The sequence below is a fragment of the Pseudomonas sp. MG-9 genome, from assembly GCF_018729515.1.
GTDB lineage: Bacteria > Pseudomonadota > Gammaproteobacteria > Pseudomonadales > Pseudomonadaceae > Aquipseudomonas > Aquipseudomonas serboccidentalis.
Map to the genome: position 1 here is coordinate 106962 of NZ_JAHHZH010000001.1, position 18451 is coordinate 125412.

The 18451-nt window shown below is 58.6% G+C and carries 25 protein-coding genes; 11 read left to right on the plus strand and 14 right to left on the minus strand.

The window, feature by feature from the left end:
• Nucleotides 1–68: 68 nt before the first annotated feature.
• The 3 genes from KKQ10_RS00540 to KKQ10_RS00550 all read right to left on the minus strand — a co-directional run bounded on the left by KKQ10_RS00540 (nucleotide 69) and on the right by KKQ10_RS00550 (nucleotide 1982).
• The gene (locus KKQ10_RS00540; protein WP_252191460.1) at nucleotides 69–932 is read right to left on the minus strand and encodes an AraC family transcriptional regulator; all 864 of its coding nucleotides are present in this window, start codon (nucleotides 930–932) and stop codon (nucleotides 69–71) included.
• Between the two features lie 220 nt (nucleotides 933–1152).
• Entirely contained in the window at nucleotides 1153–1647 is a 495-nt protein-coding gene (locus tag KKQ10_RS00545; protein ID WP_215499664.1) for a PaaI family thioesterase, read from the minus strand.
• An 86-nt stretch (nucleotides 1648–1733) separates the two neighbouring features.
• On the minus strand, nucleotides 1734–1982 hold the full coding sequence (locus KKQ10_RS00550) for a hypothetical protein (RefSeq protein WP_215499666.1): 249 nt from the start codon (nucleotides 1980–1982) through the stop codon (nucleotides 1734–1736).
• Between the two features lie 170 nt (nucleotides 1983–2152).
• Here KKQ10_RS00550 and KKQ10_RS00555 point away from each other — a divergent pair, with 170 nt between their 5' ends.
• Nucleotides 2153–2797 carry an ATPase gene (locus KKQ10_RS00555; RefSeq protein ID WP_127651410.1) on the plus strand — a complete coding sequence of 215 codons (645 nt, stop codon included), beginning with the start codon at nucleotides 2153–2155 and terminating at the stop codon, nucleotides 2795–2797.
• Between the two features lie 86 nt (nucleotides 2798–2883).
• Nucleotides 2884–3225 (plus strand): hypothetical protein, encoded by a 342-nt coding sequence (locus KKQ10_RS00560; RefSeq protein ID WP_215499667.1) that lies wholly within the window; start codon nucleotides 2884–2886, stop codon nucleotides 3223–3225.
• A 113-nt stretch (nucleotides 3226–3338) separates the two neighbouring features.
• Here KKQ10_RS00560 and KKQ10_RS00565 read toward each other — a convergent pair whose 3' ends face one another.
• A complete protein-coding gene (locus tag KKQ10_RS00565; RefSeq protein ID WP_215499669.1) occupies nucleotides 3339–4337 on the minus strand; it encodes a zinc-dependent alcohol dehydrogenase family protein in 999 nt (332 codons plus the stop codon).
• Nucleotides 4338–4499: 162 nt separating this feature from the next.
• Here KKQ10_RS00565 and KKQ10_RS00570 point away from each other — a divergent pair, with 162 nt between their 5' ends.
• Complete coding sequence (locus KKQ10_RS00570; protein WP_215499671.1) at nucleotides 4500–5453, plus strand: bifunctional helix-turn-helix transcriptional regulator/GNAT family N-acetyltransferase; 954 nt, start codon at nucleotides 4500–4502, stop codon at nucleotides 5451–5453.
• On the opposite strand, the gene KKQ10_RS00575 is transcribed toward KKQ10_RS00570, so the two are convergent.
• Nucleotides 5438–6076 carry a TetR/AcrR family transcriptional regulator gene (locus KKQ10_RS00575; RefSeq protein ID WP_215499673.1) on the minus strand — a complete coding sequence of 213 codons (639 nt, stop codon included), beginning with the start codon at nucleotides 6074–6076 and terminating at the stop codon, nucleotides 5438–5440. The two genes, KKQ10_RS00570 and KKQ10_RS00575, sit on opposite strands and share 16 nt — an antisense overlap.
• Before the next feature lie 112 nt (nucleotides 6077–6188).
• Here KKQ10_RS00575 and KKQ10_RS00580 point away from each other — a divergent pair, with 112 nt between their 5' ends.
• Nucleotides 6189–6845, plus strand: a complete 657-nt coding sequence (locus KKQ10_RS00580; RefSeq protein ID WP_215499675.1) for an O-methyltransferase — start codon at nucleotides 6189–6191, stop codon at nucleotides 6843–6845.
• 27 nt (nucleotides 6846–6872) lie between these two features.
• Here KKQ10_RS00580 and KKQ10_RS00585 read toward each other — a convergent pair whose 3' ends face one another.
• Entirely contained in the window at nucleotides 6873–7355 is a 483-nt protein-coding gene (locus KKQ10_RS00585; RefSeq protein ID WP_215499677.1) for a GNAT family N-acetyltransferase, read from the minus strand.
• A 156-nt stretch (nucleotides 7356–7511) separates the two neighbouring features.
• Between KKQ10_RS00585 and KKQ10_RS00590 the strand changes: the two genes are divergently transcribed.
• Nucleotides 7512–7967 carry a VOC family protein gene (locus tag KKQ10_RS00590; RefSeq protein WP_215499679.1) on the plus strand — a complete coding sequence of 152 codons (456 nt, stop codon included), beginning with the start codon at nucleotides 7512–7514 and terminating at the stop codon, nucleotides 7965–7967.
• Between the two features lie 262 nt (nucleotides 7968–8229).
• Here the strand turns inward: KKQ10_RS00590 and KKQ10_RS00595 are convergent, their stop codons facing one another.
• Nucleotides 8230–8796, minus strand: coding sequence for a TetR/AcrR family transcriptional regulator (locus KKQ10_RS00595; protein WP_127651402.1), 567 nt, complete (start codon nucleotides 8794–8796; stop codon nucleotides 8230–8232).
• A gap of 113 nt (nucleotides 8797–8909) precedes the next feature.
• Between KKQ10_RS00595 and KKQ10_RS00600 the strand changes: the two genes are divergently transcribed.
• The gene (locus KKQ10_RS00600; protein ID WP_252191431.1) at nucleotides 8910–9557 is read left to right on the plus strand and encodes a glutathione S-transferase family protein; all 648 of its coding nucleotides are present in this window, start codon (nucleotides 8910–8912) and stop codon (nucleotides 9555–9557) included.
• 218 nt (nucleotides 9558–9775) lie between these two features.
• Here the strand turns inward: KKQ10_RS00600 and KKQ10_RS00605 are convergent, their stop codons facing one another.
• Complete coding sequence (locus tag KKQ10_RS00605; RefSeq protein ID WP_127651400.1) at nucleotides 9776–10165, minus strand: MerR family transcriptional regulator; 390 nt, start codon at nucleotides 10163–10165, stop codon at nucleotides 9776–9778.
• Nucleotides 10166–10239: 74 nt separating this feature from the next.
• On the opposite strand from KKQ10_RS00605, the gene KKQ10_RS00610 reads away from it, so the two are divergent.
• Nucleotides 10240–11307, plus strand: a complete 1068-nt coding sequence (locus tag KKQ10_RS00610) for an SDR family oxidoreductase (RefSeq protein WP_215499681.1) — start codon at nucleotides 10240–10242, stop codon at nucleotides 11305–11307.
• 99 nt (nucleotides 11308–11406) lie between these two features.
• On the plus strand, nucleotides 11407–12306 hold the full coding sequence (locus KKQ10_RS00615; RefSeq protein WP_215500368.1) for a DMT family transporter: 900 nt from the start codon (nucleotides 11407–11409) through the stop codon (nucleotides 12304–12306).
• Nucleotides 12307–12440: 134 nt separating this feature from the next.
• Here the strand turns inward: KKQ10_RS00615 and KKQ10_RS00620 are convergent, their stop codons facing one another.
• From KKQ10_RS00620 to KKQ10_RS00630, 3 genes are all read right to left on the minus strand, one after another.
• On the minus strand, nucleotides 12441–13562 hold the full coding sequence (locus KKQ10_RS00620) for an SMP-30/gluconolactonase/LRE family protein (protein ID WP_215499683.1): 1122 nt from the start codon (nucleotides 13560–13562) through the stop codon (nucleotides 12441–12443).
• Between the two features lie 138 nt (nucleotides 13563–13700).
• Complete coding sequence (locus KKQ10_RS00625) at nucleotides 13701–14444, minus strand: SDR family NAD(P)-dependent oxidoreductase (RefSeq protein WP_215499685.1); 744 nt, start codon at nucleotides 14442–14444, stop codon at nucleotides 13701–13703.
• 11 nt (nucleotides 14445–14455) lie between these two features.
• Nucleotides 14456–14863: a DoxX family protein gene (locus tag KKQ10_RS00630; RefSeq protein WP_127651396.1), complete on the minus strand. Its 408-nt coding sequence runs from the start codon at nucleotides 14861–14863 to the stop codon at nucleotides 14456–14458.
• Between the two features lie 95 nt (nucleotides 14864–14958).
• Here KKQ10_RS00630 and KKQ10_RS00635 point away from each other — a divergent pair, with 95 nt between their 5' ends.
• Entirely contained in the window at nucleotides 14959–15360 is a 402-nt protein-coding gene (locus KKQ10_RS00635) for a winged helix-turn-helix transcriptional regulator (RefSeq protein ID WP_127651395.1), read from the plus strand.
• Nucleotides 15361–15514: 154 nt separating this feature from the next.
• Here KKQ10_RS00635 and KKQ10_RS00640 read toward each other — a convergent pair whose 3' ends face one another.
• The 3 genes from KKQ10_RS00640 to KKQ10_RS00650 all read right to left on the minus strand — a co-directional run bounded on the left by KKQ10_RS00640 (nucleotide 15515) and on the right by KKQ10_RS00650 (nucleotide 17022).
• A complete protein-coding gene (locus KKQ10_RS00640) occupies nucleotides 15515–15901 on the minus strand; it encodes a cupin domain-containing protein (RefSeq protein WP_215499687.1) in 387 nt (128 codons plus the stop codon).
• A 32-nt stretch (nucleotides 15902–15933) separates the two neighbouring features.
• Nucleotides 15934–16797: an AraC family transcriptional regulator gene (locus KKQ10_RS00645; RefSeq protein ID WP_215499689.1), complete on the minus strand. Its 864-nt coding sequence runs from the start codon at nucleotides 16795–16797 to the stop codon at nucleotides 15934–15936.
• A gap of 69 nt (nucleotides 16798–16866) precedes the next feature.
• Complete coding sequence (locus KKQ10_RS00650) at nucleotides 16867–17022, minus strand: hypothetical protein (protein ID WP_215500394.1); 156 nt, start codon at nucleotides 17020–17022, stop codon at nucleotides 16867–16869.
• Between the two features lie 145 nt (nucleotides 17023–17167).
• Here KKQ10_RS00650 and KKQ10_RS00655 point away from each other — a divergent pair, with 145 nt between their 5' ends.
• Nucleotides 17168–17707: a dihydrofolate reductase family protein gene (locus KKQ10_RS00655; RefSeq protein ID WP_215499691.1), complete on the plus strand. Its 540-nt coding sequence runs from the start codon at nucleotides 17168–17170 to the stop codon at nucleotides 17705–17707.
• A 100-nt stretch (nucleotides 17708–17807) separates the two neighbouring features.
• Entirely contained in the window at nucleotides 17808–18449 is a 642-nt protein-coding gene (locus tag KKQ10_RS00660) for a LysE family translocator (RefSeq protein WP_127652480.1), read from the plus strand.
• The last annotated feature ends 2 nt before the right edge of the window (nucleotides 18450–18451 follow it).

The window sequence follows — 18451 nt, forward strand, 5'->3', positions numbered from 1 at the left end:
AGAGAGAAAGCCGCTCTTATAAGGGGTTGGCCTTGCGCACGACAAGCGGAAAAACATGTCAGTGAATCTTACGCTTGCAGCGGCACGTAAATATCCGTCTGCCATTGCGCCTGCGGCGTCTCTGGATACACGCTCAGGTAATGGAAAAACAGCGGATGATCGCGCAACTCTTCGCCGCTGGTTGGCAGCCAGTCGCGGTAGATCGGGTAGATCGTTTCGCCGATGTGGTCCGGCGAACCCATATGCCGCACCACCACACAGCGACCGCCGGGGATGACCATTTCACGCACGCCGAATGCGTTGGGCGCCACGGCCTCGTCAATCTCGCCGCAGATGGCGAAGCGAAAACCCTCCGCCGGCGTGGTGTCGGGGTTGTTGTAGGGAATGCCGAAGGTACGACTCGACGCCACGGGCGACTGGCCGCTGTGCAGGCGCCACGCGATGAATTTCTGCACGCTTTGCTGAACCTCTGCCGGCGCGCCGCAGTGCTCAAGCGCGGCGACCCGCACGGTCGGGAAATCGATGATTCTGGTTTGCATGATGACGCTCCTGGAAAAGTGAGGGATGGCAAATACCGCATTCCAGGTCTGCCAGTTCGGTTGCTTCCTGAAGGCACTCGGCGTCATGCCGAAGTCGCGCCGGAACGCTCGGCTGAAGGCTTCCGGGCTCTCGAAACCGGCGTCAGACGCGGCGTCCAGTATCGAGTGTTCCGGCTGCGCGGCCAGTTGATGAGCCGCCCGGCGCAAACGCATCAGTTGCACATAGCGCGAGACCGGCACGCCAACGAAGGCGCTGAATTGCCGATGGAAGTGAAACGCCGAAAAGTTCGCCACCTGACTCAACGTGCTCACCGACAGGTCACCCTCGAGATGGGCATCGATGTAGGCGAGCACGGCATTGAAGCGTCGGGTGTAGGCGAAGTCGGTCGGCAGTTCGGACACGGGCTGGAAACTCCTGAGAAGTGCGGTCTGCAATAGCCTCGTCGATTTTTGCGTAGGCGCGCCTAGCCGGGTTTGCTCAAGTATCGGTTCTGTAGGAGCTGCCGAAGGCTGCGATCTTTTGAGGTTGATTTTTGGTGGCCTCCATCGAGATCAGAATCAAAAGATCGCAGCCTCATTGCACTCGACAGCTCCTACAGGGGAGCGTGGGGATTCAGCGCCCGTGCGCCGCATCCGCCAGTTGCCCGGTATCGACCCGCACAAACACCGAATCGCCAATCGCCGTCAGCACATCTGCGGCGTACACCTCGCAGATCACCCGCGTCTTGCGCCCGATCTCGCCCTCGACCCTGGCGCGCAAGGTCAGCGGCACGCCCATCGGTGTGGGTTTGATGAATTTGATGCCGAGGTTGCCGGTCACGCAGTCGATGCGCGGCAGGCTGCCCGGTGCACGCTGTTCGTCGCGGTAGTGGTAGGCCATCGCCGTCCAGTTGGAATGGCAGTCGACCAGCATCGCCAGCAAGCCGCCGTACACCAGGTCCGGCCAGCCGCAGTATTTGTCGTCCGGCAGGTGTTCGGCCATGACGTGCACGCCGTCCTCGTGCCAGACGCTTTTGACGTGCAGCCCGTGAGGGTTGCGGCCGCCGCAACCGTAGCAGACGCCTTCGGGGGCGGCGAGGTCTTGCAGGGGCGTATCGAAACTGGACATGGGTCTGGTCATCCTGAAGTGTTTGCCCGGTCAGGCGCAGGCGGCCAGCGCCTCATCGGGCTACCGTCACTGCCCGGCGTCCGCCGTCACGGCTGTGGCGCGAGCCAGGTGTCGACGACCCGTCGATCCAGCTCTTCCCAGTAGGCCATGCCCAATACCCGCGTGGTGTTCAGCCCGCGCAGGTAGCCACGCAACTGATTGGCGGTGTCGCGCTTGAGCTGTGCATCGGTGATGTCCTTGTCCAGCAACACGCTTTCGTACTGCACCAGATATTCGGCCACCCGCTCGCGAAAGTCGGGCAAGACTGCGTCGCGGATCAGGTCAAAGGTTCTCAATTCGGCTTCCTCACTGTTGTTTTAGTCGTTGTGGATGAGTGTGTTACCCGTCTTTATCGTGCGCAACTATCGCTAGAAGTAATAGTGACCATCACGAAACGCAAGTTCAGCTTTACAGGCAATAGGCGGAAAATTGCCTCCATTGAACACGCAGCTCAAGGAAATGCGCGATGAAGACACTGACCCGACTGGCACTGATCGCCCTGCTGATGGGCGGCGTGATGGCCACGGCACCGTCTTACGCAGACGACGCCTGTGCGTGTCATCTTCAACCGATCGCCGGCAGCAGCGCGAGCTTGCAGCATTCGCAGAGCGTAGGTGTGTTGTACAGCGAAAACACCCGGGACAACCTTGATTACCTGACGCGTTACCACGACATGGCGCTGCACGGTGCCAAGGATGCGCTGGACTCACGGATTCGCGCAGCTTTTGTCAGCAGCTCCGATCCGGAACTGGCGATCGACTGGTTGCTCAGCTCGTTACAGCGTCAGTTCATGTCGGTGACCGTTTACGACAACCTCGATGCGCTGATTCAGGCGCATCCGGACATCGTGGTGAAACTCGACACCTTCAACCGCTTGCTGACCCAGCAGAACAACCTGTTCGAAGCGCACTTCATCGCGCGTTTCTACGATGCCGACCTGCAGTACATCGGCAAGGCCGAAGGCGCTGTGGAGAAACAGATCCCGGCGGTCTGGGTACACGATAAAGCGGCGCACGAGATTGCCGCGCAGATCGAAAAACAACGGGACCTGCAACTCAATGCCTTGAAGCAGTTCGATGCCTCGCTCAAGGCACTGGTGGCTTCAAGCTGAATACTCAAAACCAAAAGGGCAGCGGCGGCGCCGTGACGCTGAACCGCTGCCAGTTGAACCGAACCTTTATTTTCAGGACTACACCGATGCGCTCTTTATTTGCCCCGTCCATGGCCGTTGCCTCGTTGCTGCTCGCCGGTTGCGCCTCCGCGCCGAACGACCCGACGCTGACCCTCCAGACCAGCAAGACCCCGGCGCAGTACGCCGATTGCGTGGTGCCGAAGCTGCAACTCAGTGCGCTGAACCCGAGCGTCTCGCAAACCCAGCGCAGCTACCGGATCGTGGTGCCGAGCAAGGTTTCGGCCGACAACGTGCTGGAAGCCTACAAGGCCGGCAGCGGCGGCAAGGTGTTCATCTACGAGCGCCATTTGCTGGCCTCGAACTTTCTGCCTTCCAGCTTTGAACGTGCCGCCCAGGATTGCATCTGACCCGGGTTTGCCAACTGTTTTGACCGAGCTCCTTTGGTTGGCCGCAACCAACCAATACTTTGCCCCGCACCTCATTCGGTTGCGGGGCTTTTTTTGTCCTGAGTTTCTGTCGTTCAGGCGACGTCGATCACCACCTTGCCAATCGCCGTGCCCTGTTGCACCGCGTCGTGCGCTTGGCGCGCCTGGCTGAGGCTGAAGTGTTCAGCATGCATCAACGGCTTGACCTTGCCTTCCTCGATCAACCGCGTGGCGTAGCCGAGGATTTGTGCGTGGTGCTTGCGCCCGACGCCGGTGAGCATCGGTAGCAACACGAAAATCCCCGACAGCGTGGCGCTGCGCAGCGAACCGGTGGCCAGGTTGTGGGTGCCGAACGCCGCGCAACTGGTGACGTGACCGTAGAGCCGGATCGCCGCAAACGAATCATCCAGGCTCTTGCCGCCGACGGTGTCGTAGATCACGTCGAAGCCCTTGCCGTCGGTGAACTGGCTGACGTACTGCTCGACCGGCACGTTTTTGTAATCGATGGCCGTGGCGCCGTAGCTTTCAACAATCGCGCGCTTGCCCGGCGACACCGTGGCGAACACTTCAGCGCCCAGGGCAGCGGCGATTTGCACCGCCATGTGCCCGACACCGCCCGCGCCGCCGTGCACCAGCACCTTCTGACCAGCCTGGACATGCGCGCGGTCGACCAGACCTTCCCACGCCGTCAGGAACACCAGCGGTACGGCCGCCGCCTCACGAAACCCGAGATTTTTCGGCTTGAGCGCCACCAGGTCGGCATCCACCGCCAGGTATTCGGCGAGCGACCCCGGCAAACCGCGCACACCACCGACCATGCCGAACACTTCGTCGCCCACCGACAGATGGCTGACATTGGTGCCGACCGCTTCAATCACGCCGGCCATGTCAGTTCCGAGAATCGCCGGCAGCTCTGGCATCGCGTAAGGCGCATGGCCGGTGCGGATTTTATAGTCGATGGGGTTCACGCCACTGGCCACGATGCGCACCAGCACCTCATTGGCCTGTGGCACCGGGCGCTCGATCTGTGCCTCGCGAAAGGCGTTGTTGGCATAGTCGTCAAGGATCAACGCGCGGATGGTGGATTGGCTCATTACGACGCCTCGCTGTCATTTCAAGGAAAGGGGGCATGGTGAAACGTGCTGCCAGTTTTGTCGACCGGATACGCGTCGCCGTTACCCAGCGTAGCCGGCCCGTTGCACAGCGTGACTGGAATATGGTTGTATCGTACAACCATATTCCAGAGGTGGTTGGTCATGACGATTGCCCCAGCCTTGATCGAAGACATCCGCACGGCATCGCGCACCATGGTGCGTGAGCTGGGCTTCATGCGCGCCACGCTGGCGGCGACCGACTACTCCGCCTCCGGTGTGCACGCGCTGCTGGAAATCGAGGCGGGGGATGGTGTGAGCTCGGCGCAACTGGCGCAAAGCCTGGGGCTGGAAAAGTCCAGTGTCAGTCGCATGGTTGGCAAACTGATCAAGGCCGGGGAGATCGAGGAGCGTACGGCCGACGACGCTCGCGTCAAGCGCTTGCACCTGACGCCGCAAGGCCGGCAGACCGTTGCCGATATCCACGCCTTCGGCCAGGCGCAGGTCAGCCAGGCGTTGCAGGCGCTCAACCCATCGCAACAACAGAGCGTGGCGCAGGGCCTCACCACCTACGCCCACGCCCTCAAAACGATCCGCTTGGGCACCGATCAAGCACTCACGCCGAACCTGCTCATCAGCGCCGGCTACCGCCCGGGGTTGATTGGTCGCGTGGCGCAAATGCATGCCGATTACTACTCGCAGCATGCCGGCTTCGGCGCGGTCTTCGAAAGCCGCGTCGCCAGTGGCGTGGCGGAGTTTGTCGGGCGCCTCGATCAGCCGTGCAACCAGATCTGGGTGGCGACCCTCAACGAGCGCATCGTCGGTTCGATCGCGATCGACGGGCAGGACCTGGGCAACCATCAAGCGCATCTGCGCTGGTTCATCCTCGATGATGGCTGTCGCGGGAGCGGTGTCGGCCGGCAACTGCTGAGCGCGGCCGTAACGTTTTGTGATCAGCAGGGTTTTGCCGCCATTCAACTCTGGACTTTCAAGGGCCTCGACGCCGCGCGCCGACTGTACGAGGCGTCCGGCTTCGAGCTGAGCAAAGAAGAGCAGGGCAGTCAGTGGGGCACGCTCGTCACCGAGCAGCAGTTCACCCGGATTTACCCTGAAGGCTGATTCAGCACCACCACGTAGGCGCTGAACATGTCCGCCAGTCCATCGGCGAACGCGGTGATTTGCGGATCGCTACGCGGGTTGCCGGAAAAATCCTTGCCCACCGAACTGAGCGTGGTCAGGATCAGATCGCAGGCTGCGGTGCGGGTTGGCTCACCGGCTTCGGGCAGTAACTCGCACATGAAGACGGCGAAGATTTGCCGTCCCGCCGCACGTACTTCGTGAGCCTCGGGCGCATCGCGATACAGCGGTGCCGCATCGTTCAGCGCCCCGCGCATCTGCGCTTCCTCACACTCCGAACGGATGAACGCCTGCACCAGTGTGCGCAGGCGTGCCAGTGGCGGCTGTTCGGGATTTTCCAGAATTCGCCGCAGCATCTGCGTGGTGTGCAGCCATTCATCGCTCTGCAGACGGAACAGAATCGCCGCCTTGTTAGGGAAGTACTGGTACAGCGAGCCGATGCTCACGCCAGCCTTTTCCGCGACCCGTGCGGTGGTAAAACGGCTGGCGCCGTGCTCGGTCAAAACCTGAATAGCCGCCTGCAGAATCGCCGCGACCAGATCAGCCGAGCGTGCCTGCTGCGGCTGTTTGCGCGAGGAAATACGGGCAGTCTGGCGATTGCTCATGGGCGGCTCGGGCCTCGAAGGGAAACGCGAATAGCGGATCGAGTGAATCACTCGCATCATTTAAATGCGACGAATTGCTCGCATCTTAATCCCCCATTGACGGAAAGCAATCATGACAACCCTGACCTCTGAACCGTTGGCCAGCCTGATCGAACGTCTCTACAGCCAAGCTAGCGCCGCCACCAGCCCGGTGCTGGAAACGGTGTCCGGCGAGGAGCGTGAACGCCTGATGCACAGCAAGACCGAGTACCTGAAACTCTACGCCATGCTCAAGGACCTGTGGCTGCCAGTCTCGCGCGACACCGGCAAGCTGCTGTACCTGCTGGCGCGCAATGCCAAGGCCAAGGCCATCGTCGAATTCGGCACCTCGTTCGGCCTGTCCACCCTGCACCTGGCGGCGGCGCTGCGCGACAACGGTGGTGGCGTGCTGATCGGCAGCGAATTTGAACCGGCGAAAATCGCCTTGGCACGCCATCACTTCGTCGAGGGCGGCGTCAGCGATCTGGTGCAAATCCGCGAAGGCGATGCGCTCGTCACCCTCGCCAGCGACCTGCCGCCGTCAGTCGACCTGCTCCTGCTCGATGGGGCCAAGGCGCTGTATGGCGATGTGTTGCTCCTGGTGGAACAACACCTGAAGCCGGGCGCGCTGGTGGTGGCGGACAACACCAACTACTGCCCGGAATACCTGGCGTACGTGCGTGCGCCGCAGAACGGTTATCTGTCCGTGCCGTTTGCCGATGACATCGAGCTGTCGATGCGACTGGGCTGAGGCAGGGTGCTGCGAGCGGGCGAACCGCTACAGACGCATGCCCATTTCAAAAGCGCGGGGTTCAAATCCGAACTCCGCATACATCCGCACGGCCCGGGTATTGAACGCCCAGACCGTCAAACGCAGATCCTGGGCATCCTGTTCGAGCGCCCAGTTTTTCACGAGATCCATCAGCCCGCGTCCAATGCCTTTTCCCGAAAACTGTTCGGCGACACACACCGAACCGATGCGCACAACATTCTGCGGCTGCATCAACGGCCCTGAACTGGCTGACAGGCTGGCCGTGATAAACGCCGCAGGTTGATGACCGACATGGGCAATAAAGGCAACATGGCCCGGCCTCTCGAACAGCCCCGACCAGTGAGGCAGGTCACGGGAAAACGCTTCGGTGGCAGGTGCATAGATGTCGGGACGGGCAGTGTGGTGCACCTCATTGAGCAATTGGCCCAACTCACACATGCTCAAGGCATCTTCGACCGTTGCGATTCGGTAAGTGATGGTTTCATCCATGGGGTGCAGCGCTCCTTGATGGCGTGGTCCCTCGAAAGGCTCAGGCCTTTGTCTCATAGACGGGAAGGTATTCCAATGGGAATTCGGTGAGGAAACCGACGCCATGAACAACCGCGTAGTGGTTACCATGAGTATCGTTTCGACAGGAGCCACGCAATGGATCTGAAATTCAGTCACGTCGATGTACTGGTCAATAATCTCGAAGAAGCCTGTGCTTACTATGCGGACATACTCAACGCCAGAATCTCCAAGACGCTGGTTTGGGAGCGGGGCGGGCTGCAGGTGCGTTACGCGATTGCGCTGATCGGGCAGGAGCGTTTCATGTTGGTGCAGCCGTTGGCCGGGAATCTGAAAGCGCTTCTGGATTCTGCCGGCGAGGGGATGATTTACCGTCACTGTTACTCGACCCCGGATATCGAAATAGCCTATGACGAATTGCTGGCCGCCGGTGTTCAGCCGGAAGACGAAAACGGGCAGCCATTAGCGCGGGCGAATCTGCAATCCCCGTCGGGGGGACGCATCATCTGGTTGCCCAAACGCTTTGGCCATTTTTCCATCGAGATACTGGAAGAGAAAGCGCTGGAGGCATTTGTCGAGGCCGCGTTTATCTGACTCAAGGCTGATCCTGGTCGGGCTGAACAAGAGGGCGAGAAGCGTTGTCGCACCCTCAAACCTGAAGTCAGATCAGCGCCTTTATTGCTTGGGCTGTTGATCACATGGCCCCAATAGCTGTTGCTGCTCAGCACGGTTTGATCGACATCGCTGATGATCGCCTACGGTCGATCACCCGGTTTGTGCGCCTGCAACGCTCGGTCCAGTTGCATTCTGGCGACGTTGACCCTTGGTAATAAGGCGCCTCGTTTGTTGTGGCAGGTCATGGCTCAACGAGCTGCAAACATCCCTGCTGACAGGCTGTGAGAATCTCTTGCGCCAATTGGTCATCGGCCACAGCTCGAGCGAGTGCCAAGCCACCAATCATCCCTACGGCAATTTGCACAGCATGCTGGCGTGTATTCGTCTGTGTCGTCGATTTCAGCCCGGACTCTAGACGTGTGATGAACGCTGAGAGCACTTGGGTATAGCTCTCCTGGATGGCTCCGTCCTGTCGAGCAGCATCATTGACCATGAACGCTAACGGACAGTGCATGCGGCTTGCATCCCGATGGTCCATGCGGAGATAGTCTTTCACTACCTGCAGCAAACCATTTTTACCAGCCTCTTCGAGCATCGCGCCCCCTGCGTTCGCGGCATTTCTAATCGCTTCGGTGTAAAGCTCCGTTTTGGATGCGAAGTGACTATAGAAAGCCCCCCGGGTCAATCCCGCACTCTCCATAATTGAGTCGATACTGACTTTGTCGAAACCTTCCAGTGCGAAGAGTCGCGCGGCGCTATCCAGAATCATCTGTCGAGTGGTTGCGCGCTGTGTAGCAGGCCAGGGCATTCGTCTTCTCCTTGATAAAGCGTGAGCTGGAGTATGACAAAACGGGACTTTATGTTCTTGAACATAAGGTCATACCGACCAGAATTGCCGGCTCTACCCTCAAGGAGCTACACATGAGATTGCACATACTGGGACCTGGATTTAGCACCTTCGCACGGAGTGTCAGACTTTACTGCGAGGAGAAAGCGCTGGATTACACACACGGGATGCACGTGGATGGTAATGCGATCAGGTTGCACAGCCCTGAACACAAGGCACTGCATCCTTTTGGCAAGGTCCCGGTATTGCTGCATGGAGAGCGGAGCGTAATTGAAACAACCACCATTTGCCGCTACCTGGATGAAGCCTTTGCGCTTGTTTCTCCAAGGCCCGCTGACTTGGCCCAGAAGGTAAAGGTCGATCAGTGGGCCGCTGCCTTGGCGATGTATGCCGATGATCGACTGATACGTCGTTATCTTTTATTACTGGTTTCACCTGCACAGCCGTCACGCCCAATCGATAGAGACGCTGTGGCTATCGCCGAGCCAATGGCTATCCATACACTTTGGCTGCTGGCGCAGCAATTGGATGAGCAGCCATTTTTCTGCGGGGCGGACTACAGCATGGCGGACGCCATCCTGACGCCTATGCTCGATTATTTGGAACGCGTGCCCGAAAGTGCGCAATGGCTGAAAAAAACACCCAATCTTCGTGATTATCTTTTTCGCATGCGTTTGCGCCAGTCAGGGCTCAATGTGTTGACCGAGCCGAACTTCAGTTAATGCAGAAATTTATGGACTTATCGTTCGCCCCAAGGCCGTTTCTGGCCGAATTCTGTCTGTGTTAGCTGCCGCGTAGAAGGGCGCCCGTTCAACCACGCAAGGTCTTTTGGGCGGACGCTTACCGTCCAGAACCTGGCTACAAGGTTTCAGAAAATGCGTCAGCCATGGGCTTGAAACTGGAGGCAGGCTGCAGCTTCCGTTCCCCGGATGTTGACCGTTCAGTTTGAAGCGTTGTTCAGCTGTTGAAGCTCAAGTTGCCTGGCAGCACTGGCTTCGAGGTTTGCGCGCTCTTCATCCAGATACCGATAAATGCCTTGGAGGTTGGCGATTTTCTGTTTGATCTCTGCCATCTTTTTTTCAATCAGCCTGGCGCCGTCAGCACAATCGATCAGCTTGTTCCGCTGCGCGTCCAGAATCTCGCCGATTTCCCCCAGGGAAAACCCCATGCTTTGCGCACGCTGGATAAAGTCCAGATCCTGCAGAGTTTGCTCGGTGTAAACGCGATAGTTGTTGATTTGCCGCAGCGCTGAGATCAGGCCGATTTGCTCGTAGTAACGCAGCGTATGGCGGCTGGCGCCGCTACGGGCTTCGAGTTCGCCGATTCTCATGAAAACACCGCTTGACTGTAGAGTTGGGTCGACAGTTTACGCTTGATTTCTCATCTTGAACAAGGAACAGGGAAATGGGCGTGGAGTGCTTTGTCACGGGGGGGACCGGCTTCATCGGTCAACATTTGGTGGCGTATCTGAGTGCAAAAGGTCACACCGTTCGGGTGTTGATGCGTCGCCCGGAGCGACTGGCTGCACTGCGCGAGCAAGTCGATAATCTGGGAGGGTGCGCAACCCGGGTATTTGCCGTTGCCGGCGATCTGGAACGGGACAACCTCGGGCTGAGTCTTGAGGACCGAGAAGGGCTACAGCACGCCAGCGTCATATTCCACTTGGGCGCCCACTTCGCATGGGGGCTTTCGGTGGAGCATTCTCGTGCGGTGAATGTGGAAGGGGCAAAGCGCGTGGCGCTGTTGGCGGCTGAGCAAAACAGCCGTTTAGTGATGATCGGCGGCTACATGCTGAAAAATCATGAACATCTGCAGCGCATCGGAATTGATCCTCGTCATCCGGAGTTGACGAATTGGCCTGCCGTCTACCGGCGTGTCGGGGGTTACGAGGGAAGCAAGCTGGAGGCGCATTTTGCGACCCTGGAGGTCATGTCTGCCAAGGGCGGGGAGATGACCGTTGTCCACCCTGCGACTGTCTGTGGTCACAGCCGTACCGGGCATATCCTTGACGGTCAGCCGCTGGTGGAGCTGATACGCAACCTTGTGCAGGGAAAGCTGACCGCCGTGCCCGGTACCGCCGAGCACTGGCTGCCACTGGTTACTGTGGATTACCTGGTCGAGCTGTTGGCAGTGTGTGCTTTTGATCCTGCCATGGTGGGCCAGGAACTGCTGGCGCTTGATGACCAGACGCCAAACCTGCGAGAACTCCTGATACAGGTGGCACAACCTTTGGGCTTAAAGTCTCCCAAGCATCACATTCCGCTCCGATTGCTGAAGTGGCTGCTGAGTATTGCGCCCGTCGCGTGGTTTCTGAATACAAAACCCGAAGCCTTGGACTTTATCCAGACCACTCGTTTTGATACAACGGCGGTCGAGCAATTTGCCAACAGGCATGGAATAGCCAAACCGGATATACGTCAGTCTTTGCAGCACACTGCAACATTCGTCAACGCCTATTGCATCGCCAAATAAATACTGGCGTTGGCGGGATCTTCGTATCCTCAAACTGTGCGCCGTCGATATCGGGCGGCATTCTATCGGACGACAATTCAGCGACAGGGATCGTCATCAATGCAATCCACTTTCAGCAAAGGCGTCATGTTTGCACTCTCCGCTGCGGCACTGAACGCAACGATCGGTGTACTCAGCAAAATACTCATGAGTAATGGTTTCACCGCCAGCAGTGTCGCGGTCATCAAGACCGTACTGGGTTGCGTGCTTCTCTCGATCCTGTTGTTTTTCCTCAAGCGCCCGGCGGCGTCGATCAAATGGACTCAGGCGGCTATCTGCGCATTCCTTGGCATCTTTGTGCTGTTCCATTTCGAAACGTCCGCCTATCGACACTATGCTGCGGCAGGTGTGGTAGTGGTGCTGATGGCCAGTGCCTCAATTTCCTCGATCATTCTGGGGCGCATTTTTCTCAAGGACGCCATCACTGCGAACGCGACCGTGGGTGCCGCACTGGCTATCGCCGGGATCTCGGTGATCTTCGGCGGCGACCTGCAGCAGGGCTTTACCCTGCAAGGTGCTGCGCTCGCCTCCATGGCCGGCTCCGGCTATGGGGCCTTTTCGGTTGCCATGAAGCGAATGGGGGTGTCGGGGGGGCTGCACTTCACCCGACAACTGTTATTTTTTGGCAGCCTGTACTTGCTGATGCCGGCTGCGGCCGATGGTTTCGCGATCGGCGAGCTGTCGCCGCTGGCGATCGCTGCGCTGCTGGCGCTGGCCACGCTGCCGACAATCCTGGGCTTCTTCTGCACCACCAAGGCCATCGAGTATCTCAAGCCATCCCAAGTGCAAGCGCTGGAGCTGACCGAGCCACTGTTCGCCGCGCTGCTGGCGTTTGTGGCGCTCAACGAAGTACCGCGCGACAGCCTGTACGCGGGAGCGGCACTGATCATCGTCGGCTTGTGTTTCTCCAATGAACTGATCCGCTTGGGCAGCAAAGCCTCCGTCGCGTCGACCGAGTGAGCGGTTGTCGGATCCTGATTGCTTTAGCCATGTGCCGGGACAGTCAACGGGCTTGAATGCCGCGCATCGCCGGATGATGCGCGGCAGGATATTGTTTCGATAGTCACGCAACGATCGCGAGACGAACGTCTTTTTTACAACGCAAACGTAGTGCCACGCGTATTCACAAACAGTGAGTAGATCGAGTGACTACTGGCCATGAACAGCCGATTCCCTTCGCGTCCGCCGAAGCACAGGTTCGGGCAGCGCTCTGGCAGGGAAATGTGTCCGATGGCCTTGCCCAGCGGATTAAAAACGCGCACGCCGTCGAGTTTCTCCAGGTCGGCCTTGGGATCACCATTGCCGCCCCAGCCGCACCACAGATTGCCCGCTTCGTCGCATTTGATGCCGTCGATTGCGGCATAGTCCAGCCCCTCGATGTGCTTGCGGCGTTCGCCCAGTGTGCCGTCGTCCTTCACGGCAATCGCCCAGATCAGGCGATTGGGCTTGGCGCGGCCTTCGACGACGTACAGGGTTTTTTCGTCGGGAGAAAAGCACAGGCCGTTGGGGCCGTTGAGGTCGTCGATGACCCGAGTGACTTTTTTGCTCTCGCCGTCGATGCGGTACACGGCGTGGGGTTGGCTCGGGGTGATTTTGTGGCCTTCGTAGTTGTTGCTGGTCTGGAAGGGCGGGTCGCTGAACCAGATCGATCCGTCACTTTTGCAGACGATGTCGTTGGGCGAGTTGAAGGGCTTGCCGTCGAAGCTGTCGGCCAGCACGGTGATCGTGCCATTGTATTCGGTGCGCGTGATGCGGCGGCCTTCGCGGGTGGTGGTGGAGCCTTCGCAGACGATCAGACGCCCTTGGCGATCCCGGCACATGCCGTTGGAGAAGTTCGAGTGTTCGCGGTACACGGTGAAGGTGTCGGTGATTTCGTCCCAGCGCATGATGCGATTATTGGGGATGTCGCTGACCAACAAGTAGCGGCCATCACCAACCCACACCGGCCCTTCGGCCCAGCGCATACCGGTGGCGAGTTTTTCAACACTGGCGTTGAAAACGCGTAGCTCGAGGAAGCTGTCGTCGAGGATGTGAATCAGTGGATCCGGGTAGCGCTGACTCAAGGGTTCGGCGGCCTCGGAGATTCGGGTTAGCGCGGCGCTGCCGACGGTGGCGAGCGTGGCGGAAACAGCGAGGGATTTTTTCAGGAAGTTGCGGCGAGTATTGCCCTTTGCCCGGTCAAGGCTTTCAGGGGGGGCGGACAGGGATGAGTCCATGTAGCGATCTCCGTGGTTTTATTTTTTTTGGAGACCTAGTAATACCTTGTGGTAAGACATCGTACAAGTGCTTCGTCGCGCGGCCCATATGGCGTATGCAGCTTTGATGAATCGACGCTTGGTTTTTGCACAGGACCGTCAGCGGGCGCTGTCGATGATTTGGCCTCCGTCAGGCGTGAGGCTGTATCCCGTCAAGAACTGCGCATCCTTACTGGCGAGAAACAACACCACCGGCGCAATATCCTCTTCCGGTGATCCATAACGACCAAGCACGTTAGTGGGGGCAGGTACATCGACCGCGGTTCCCCACGTGTCAGCGACCGGCATGACATTGTTGACCGTGATCTTGTCAGCGCCCCATTCCCTGGCCGCAGAGCGAGTCAAGGCACGTACGGCTTCCTTTGCCATGTTGTAAGGCGCATAGCCCTGCATGCCAATGACACCGGCCAGGGACGCGAAATTAATAACCCGGCCCTCACCGCTGGCTTTGAGATGGGGATAGCACGCCTGCATCGTTCGCAGATAAGCAATCGGGCCCATTTCGAAATTACGCTGCAACTGCTCGGCTGATAGCTCAATCACCGATGAAAAAACCACAGAAGGATCGAAAGCATTGTTAACCAGAATGTCGATTCGTCCATAGGCAGCCATCACCTTGTCGACAGTGGCAGTAATTTGAACGGGATCAGCGATATCGCAAACGATTCCGAGGGCGATGCCGCCAGCGGCCTGGATCTCGGCAACCACCTGATCAACATTTTCAGCCGTGCGCGAAACGACCGCGACCGTCGCATCCTGCATCGCGAAAAGTTTAGCGATGGCTCGGCCGATACCCCGACCGGCGCCGGTGACAATGGCAACTTTTTCATTGAGTCGAGTCATGTTGTTCCCCATTACTTAAGAGCTTCTTGGATGATCGTTACCGGTGCATAAGGCGATGGATATTCGCGAGCAACGTTTTGTGTCACGAAGGAGGTGGCCAGGAGAATGATTCCTACGGCTGCCGGGATAGAACCTTTGGGTTTGTGAACACCCAGGTGTGCTGATGCTGAGAGCAACAAGTGATAAAGCATGCCGGCATAAGCCAGATCACTGATTGCCACATTGAAGCGCCACAAAATCGCGACGGGTCCCAGTATCTTGACCACGATCATCAAAGGCACCAGATGGGAGGCTGAATAGCCCAACTCCGCTTGTGCGTTGCGAACAAAGTCTCCCTTGGCGATGTACATCAAGGCAGAGGCGAAATAGAGCAACGAAAGCAGCGCCGTGCTAATCCAGTAAATATAATTTTCGATCATGAGGTTTTCCTAAGCAGGTGTTTTTACTTCGGCTTAGGGCGAAGATGTCGTCTAACATGAAAAACCACAAGTAGGATGAAAAACTGGTACTTAGTATGGAAAACCAGACTAATGATGACGGTCAGATCAACATGCACGAGGAAATGCGGCGCGCATTTTCGCTGCTTTCAGGCAAGTGGAAGCTGGAGATCATGTGGATGCTAAATCAGCGAATCTACCGTTTTGGCGAGCTGCGCAAAGCGATCAATGGCATTACACAACACATGCTGACGGCGCAACTTCGGGAGCTTGAGAGCGATGGCTTGATCTCGCGAACGGTCTTCGCAGAAGTGCCCCCGCGCGTGGAGTATGAAATGACAGCAAAAGCACGCGCACTCGGGCCGACGATGGAGGCGCTCGCTCAATGGTGGAATGAATACGGCAAAAGCGTACCGGTGAGGCCTGCCTCACGTGGCCGCAAAGCCAATAAAACCCAGGCGAGTGAGGGACCGATTTGAGTCGGTCTTTGCTGGCGGCCAACGTCTATGCGGCGATGAACCTGAAACTCTTCGAGTTTCTCGACCAGTTGGTTGCGCACTATCAGCGGTAACGCCCAGGGCTGGAAACTCATCAAGTGGCGCCGTCAAACCGCAGCTTCACGGCGCCTTTTGCTCAGATCCAGACGTCGTTGTCAGCCGTGCGCTCGCCACCCTCGTGCCCGGTGTTGCGCACCCCTCGAGGCTCAATCATCATCAGGCGCGCTTCTCCCTCCGCCGCCGTGCGATGTTCGGTCCCGCGTGGCACGACGTACAGCTCACCCGGCGCGACGTAGACGCTGCCATGGGGCAGATCGATCCGCAGCGTGCCTTCGATCACGATGAAAGCCTCATCGGTTTCCGGGTGGGTGTGCCAAATGAACTCACCTTCGATGCGAACCACCTTGAACTGGTAGTCGTTCATTTCGGCGACCACGCGCGGGCTCCATGGCTGATCGATCAGTGCAGCTTTTTGCGCCAGATTGATGGCGTGCAGATTCGCTTCTTTGTGGGTGTGTGGCATGACGGTTCCTCTCTCAAACAGGAGTCGTCAGCCTAGCGAAGGGGCAATTGGCAATGCTTGTACGATCCTGCAAGTTGACGATGTGCCCGGACGCGCTCCAGCCAACGCGACGGAGACACCCCATAAGTACGGGTGAAGTGCCGGGTCATGTGACTTTGGTCGTGAAACCCCGCCGCCAGTGCGGCATCCACCAGCGAGAATCGGTCAACCACCAGCGTGCGGAATACATCCAGACGGCGCAGGGTCACGAAGCGATAGGGACTGGTGCCAAACAGCACTCTGAAGTCCCGGGAAAGGCTCCATTTTTCTCGGCCGCTGGCCTGCTCCAGCATCTCCAGCGTCACACTCTGATGAAGGTGGGCCATGATGAATTCCCTGGCGCGCTCGGCCGCCGGGTAATCGAGCAGTTTGCGCCCACGAGGTTTACCCGCCACCGCCCGCAGTGCCATTGCCAGATCAAACAGGGCGTCCTGTTCTTCCAGCGGGTCGAGTGAGTGATCCATCGCCTGCACGAACGATTCGCTGGCACGATACAGACGCGGGTCGCTGGAGAGGCCGCCGGCGATAAACGGTAACGGCTCACCCTTCAACACCTGCTGAATCAGGGCCGGGTCGATATAGGCCATTCGATAGCGGAAACCGGCTTCGGTCCCGGCCATGCCGTCGTGCAATTCATCCGGATGCAGCAGCAAGGTGTTTCCCGGCAAACCGTGGCGCAGGGAGCCCTTGTAGTGAAAGCTTTGCACGCCGGAGAGTGTGCGGCCGATCGAATAAGTGTCGTGTCGATGTGGGTGGTAGCCATGGCCGCCAAACCAGGCCTCGATACGTTCTATCCGCCCCGGCTGAGTGCTGCGCAATACCCAGTCGGCGCCTGGATCGGGTCTGGACTGTTCCATGGTTTCACTGTCCCTGAGAGAGAAAACCTGCTGCCAACGATGATAGCGAACCTGATCCAAGCAAGATGTTTACCGTTGCCCCCGTGTGTTTCGCGCCAGACGCTCACGCCTATGGGTAAGCCAGGTGAAGCCCTTGATTTCAGCTTTTGCGGTTTCACACGCATCAGTGAGCGTGGCAATCAAGCGACGCTCGATCCGCGCCAGTTCACGTTTTCCAAGGGGCATTTCGGGTTCCTTGCTGACAATGGCCAGCGATCAAAAGCGCTCATCATATCGTGCCGGCAACGTGGTCTGGAGTCGCACACTCAGGTTGCTTTCGAAATTCAGTTGAGGATAACTGGGGCACCGCCCCTCGAATAAGGAGGCCCTGATGGCCACTGCCCACGTGTTCATTGCCGTCAGTCTGGATGGCTTCATTTCGCGCCCGGATGGCGAGATCGACTGGCTGTTGCAGCGTGACGATCAGACAGAAGACCATGGCTATTCCACCTTCATTGCCGACAAGGATGTGATCGTGATGGGGCGGGGTACCTATGAGAAGGTGCTGACCTTCGACACATGGTTCTACGATCGGCCCGTGGTGGTGCTGTCCGAACAGTTGGTGGATACACCGGTGCCCGAGGCGCTGCGGGGTAAGCTGCGCTTTTCCAATCACGCGCCCGCCGACCTGATGGCGGAGCTGGCGAGCCAGGGTGTTGCGCGGGTGTATGTCGACGGCGGGCAGATGGTGCAATCCTTCCTGCGCGACGGTCTGGTCGCCGATATGGTCATCACTACGGTTCCCGTGCTGATCGGGTCGGGAAGGTCATTGTTCGGCACGCTTGCGCAGGACATTGCGTTGGATCTGGTCTCCAGTCGCAGTTTTCCTTCGGGCCTGGTGCAGTCAACCTACCGCATCGTGCGCGGCTAGCGCATCGCCTGAACGTGCAGCAACCGGGAAAACAACCCGCAGACGCAGTGACGTGCAGCTGCGGTACCATGCCTCACTTCACCACCTCCGAGCATTGAAAATGGATTCTCACTCGATTCTGGCCTTCACCCTCGTCGCCGCGATTGCCATCGCCAGCCCCGGGCCTGCGACGCTGATGGCGATCAACAACAGTCTGGCGCATGGGCAACGCAGTGCGATCTGGTCGTCGCTGGGCAATGCCAGTGGCTTGTTCTGCCTGTCGGCGGCGGCGATGCTGGGGTTGGGCGCGTTGCTGGCGAGTTCCGAGTGGTTGTTCAACGCGGTGAAGATTCTCGGTGCCGGCTACCTGTTCTATCTCGGGCTCAAGCAGTTGTTCAAGAAAGGCCCGATGCTGCCCGACGCTATCGCCGATGACGTGAGCAAGAGCAAACCGAGCCGGATGAAGCTGTACAAGTCGGCATTCCTCACGGCGGTGACCAACCCCAAGGCGACGATGTTTTTCACCGCGCTGTTCCCGCAGTTCATCGATCAGGGTGCGACGTTGTTGCCGCAGTTCCTGATTCTGACTTCGATTTTCATGGCGTTGTCAGTCACGTCGCTGAGCCTGTATGCCGCGCTGGCCTCCCGGGCCAAAGGCGTGCTGACCCGGCCCGCGTTGTCGCGTTGGGTCAGCCGGGTAGTGGGCACCACGTTCATCGGTTTTGGTGCGGCGATCTTGACCATGCGCCGGCAAACCGTTTAAGC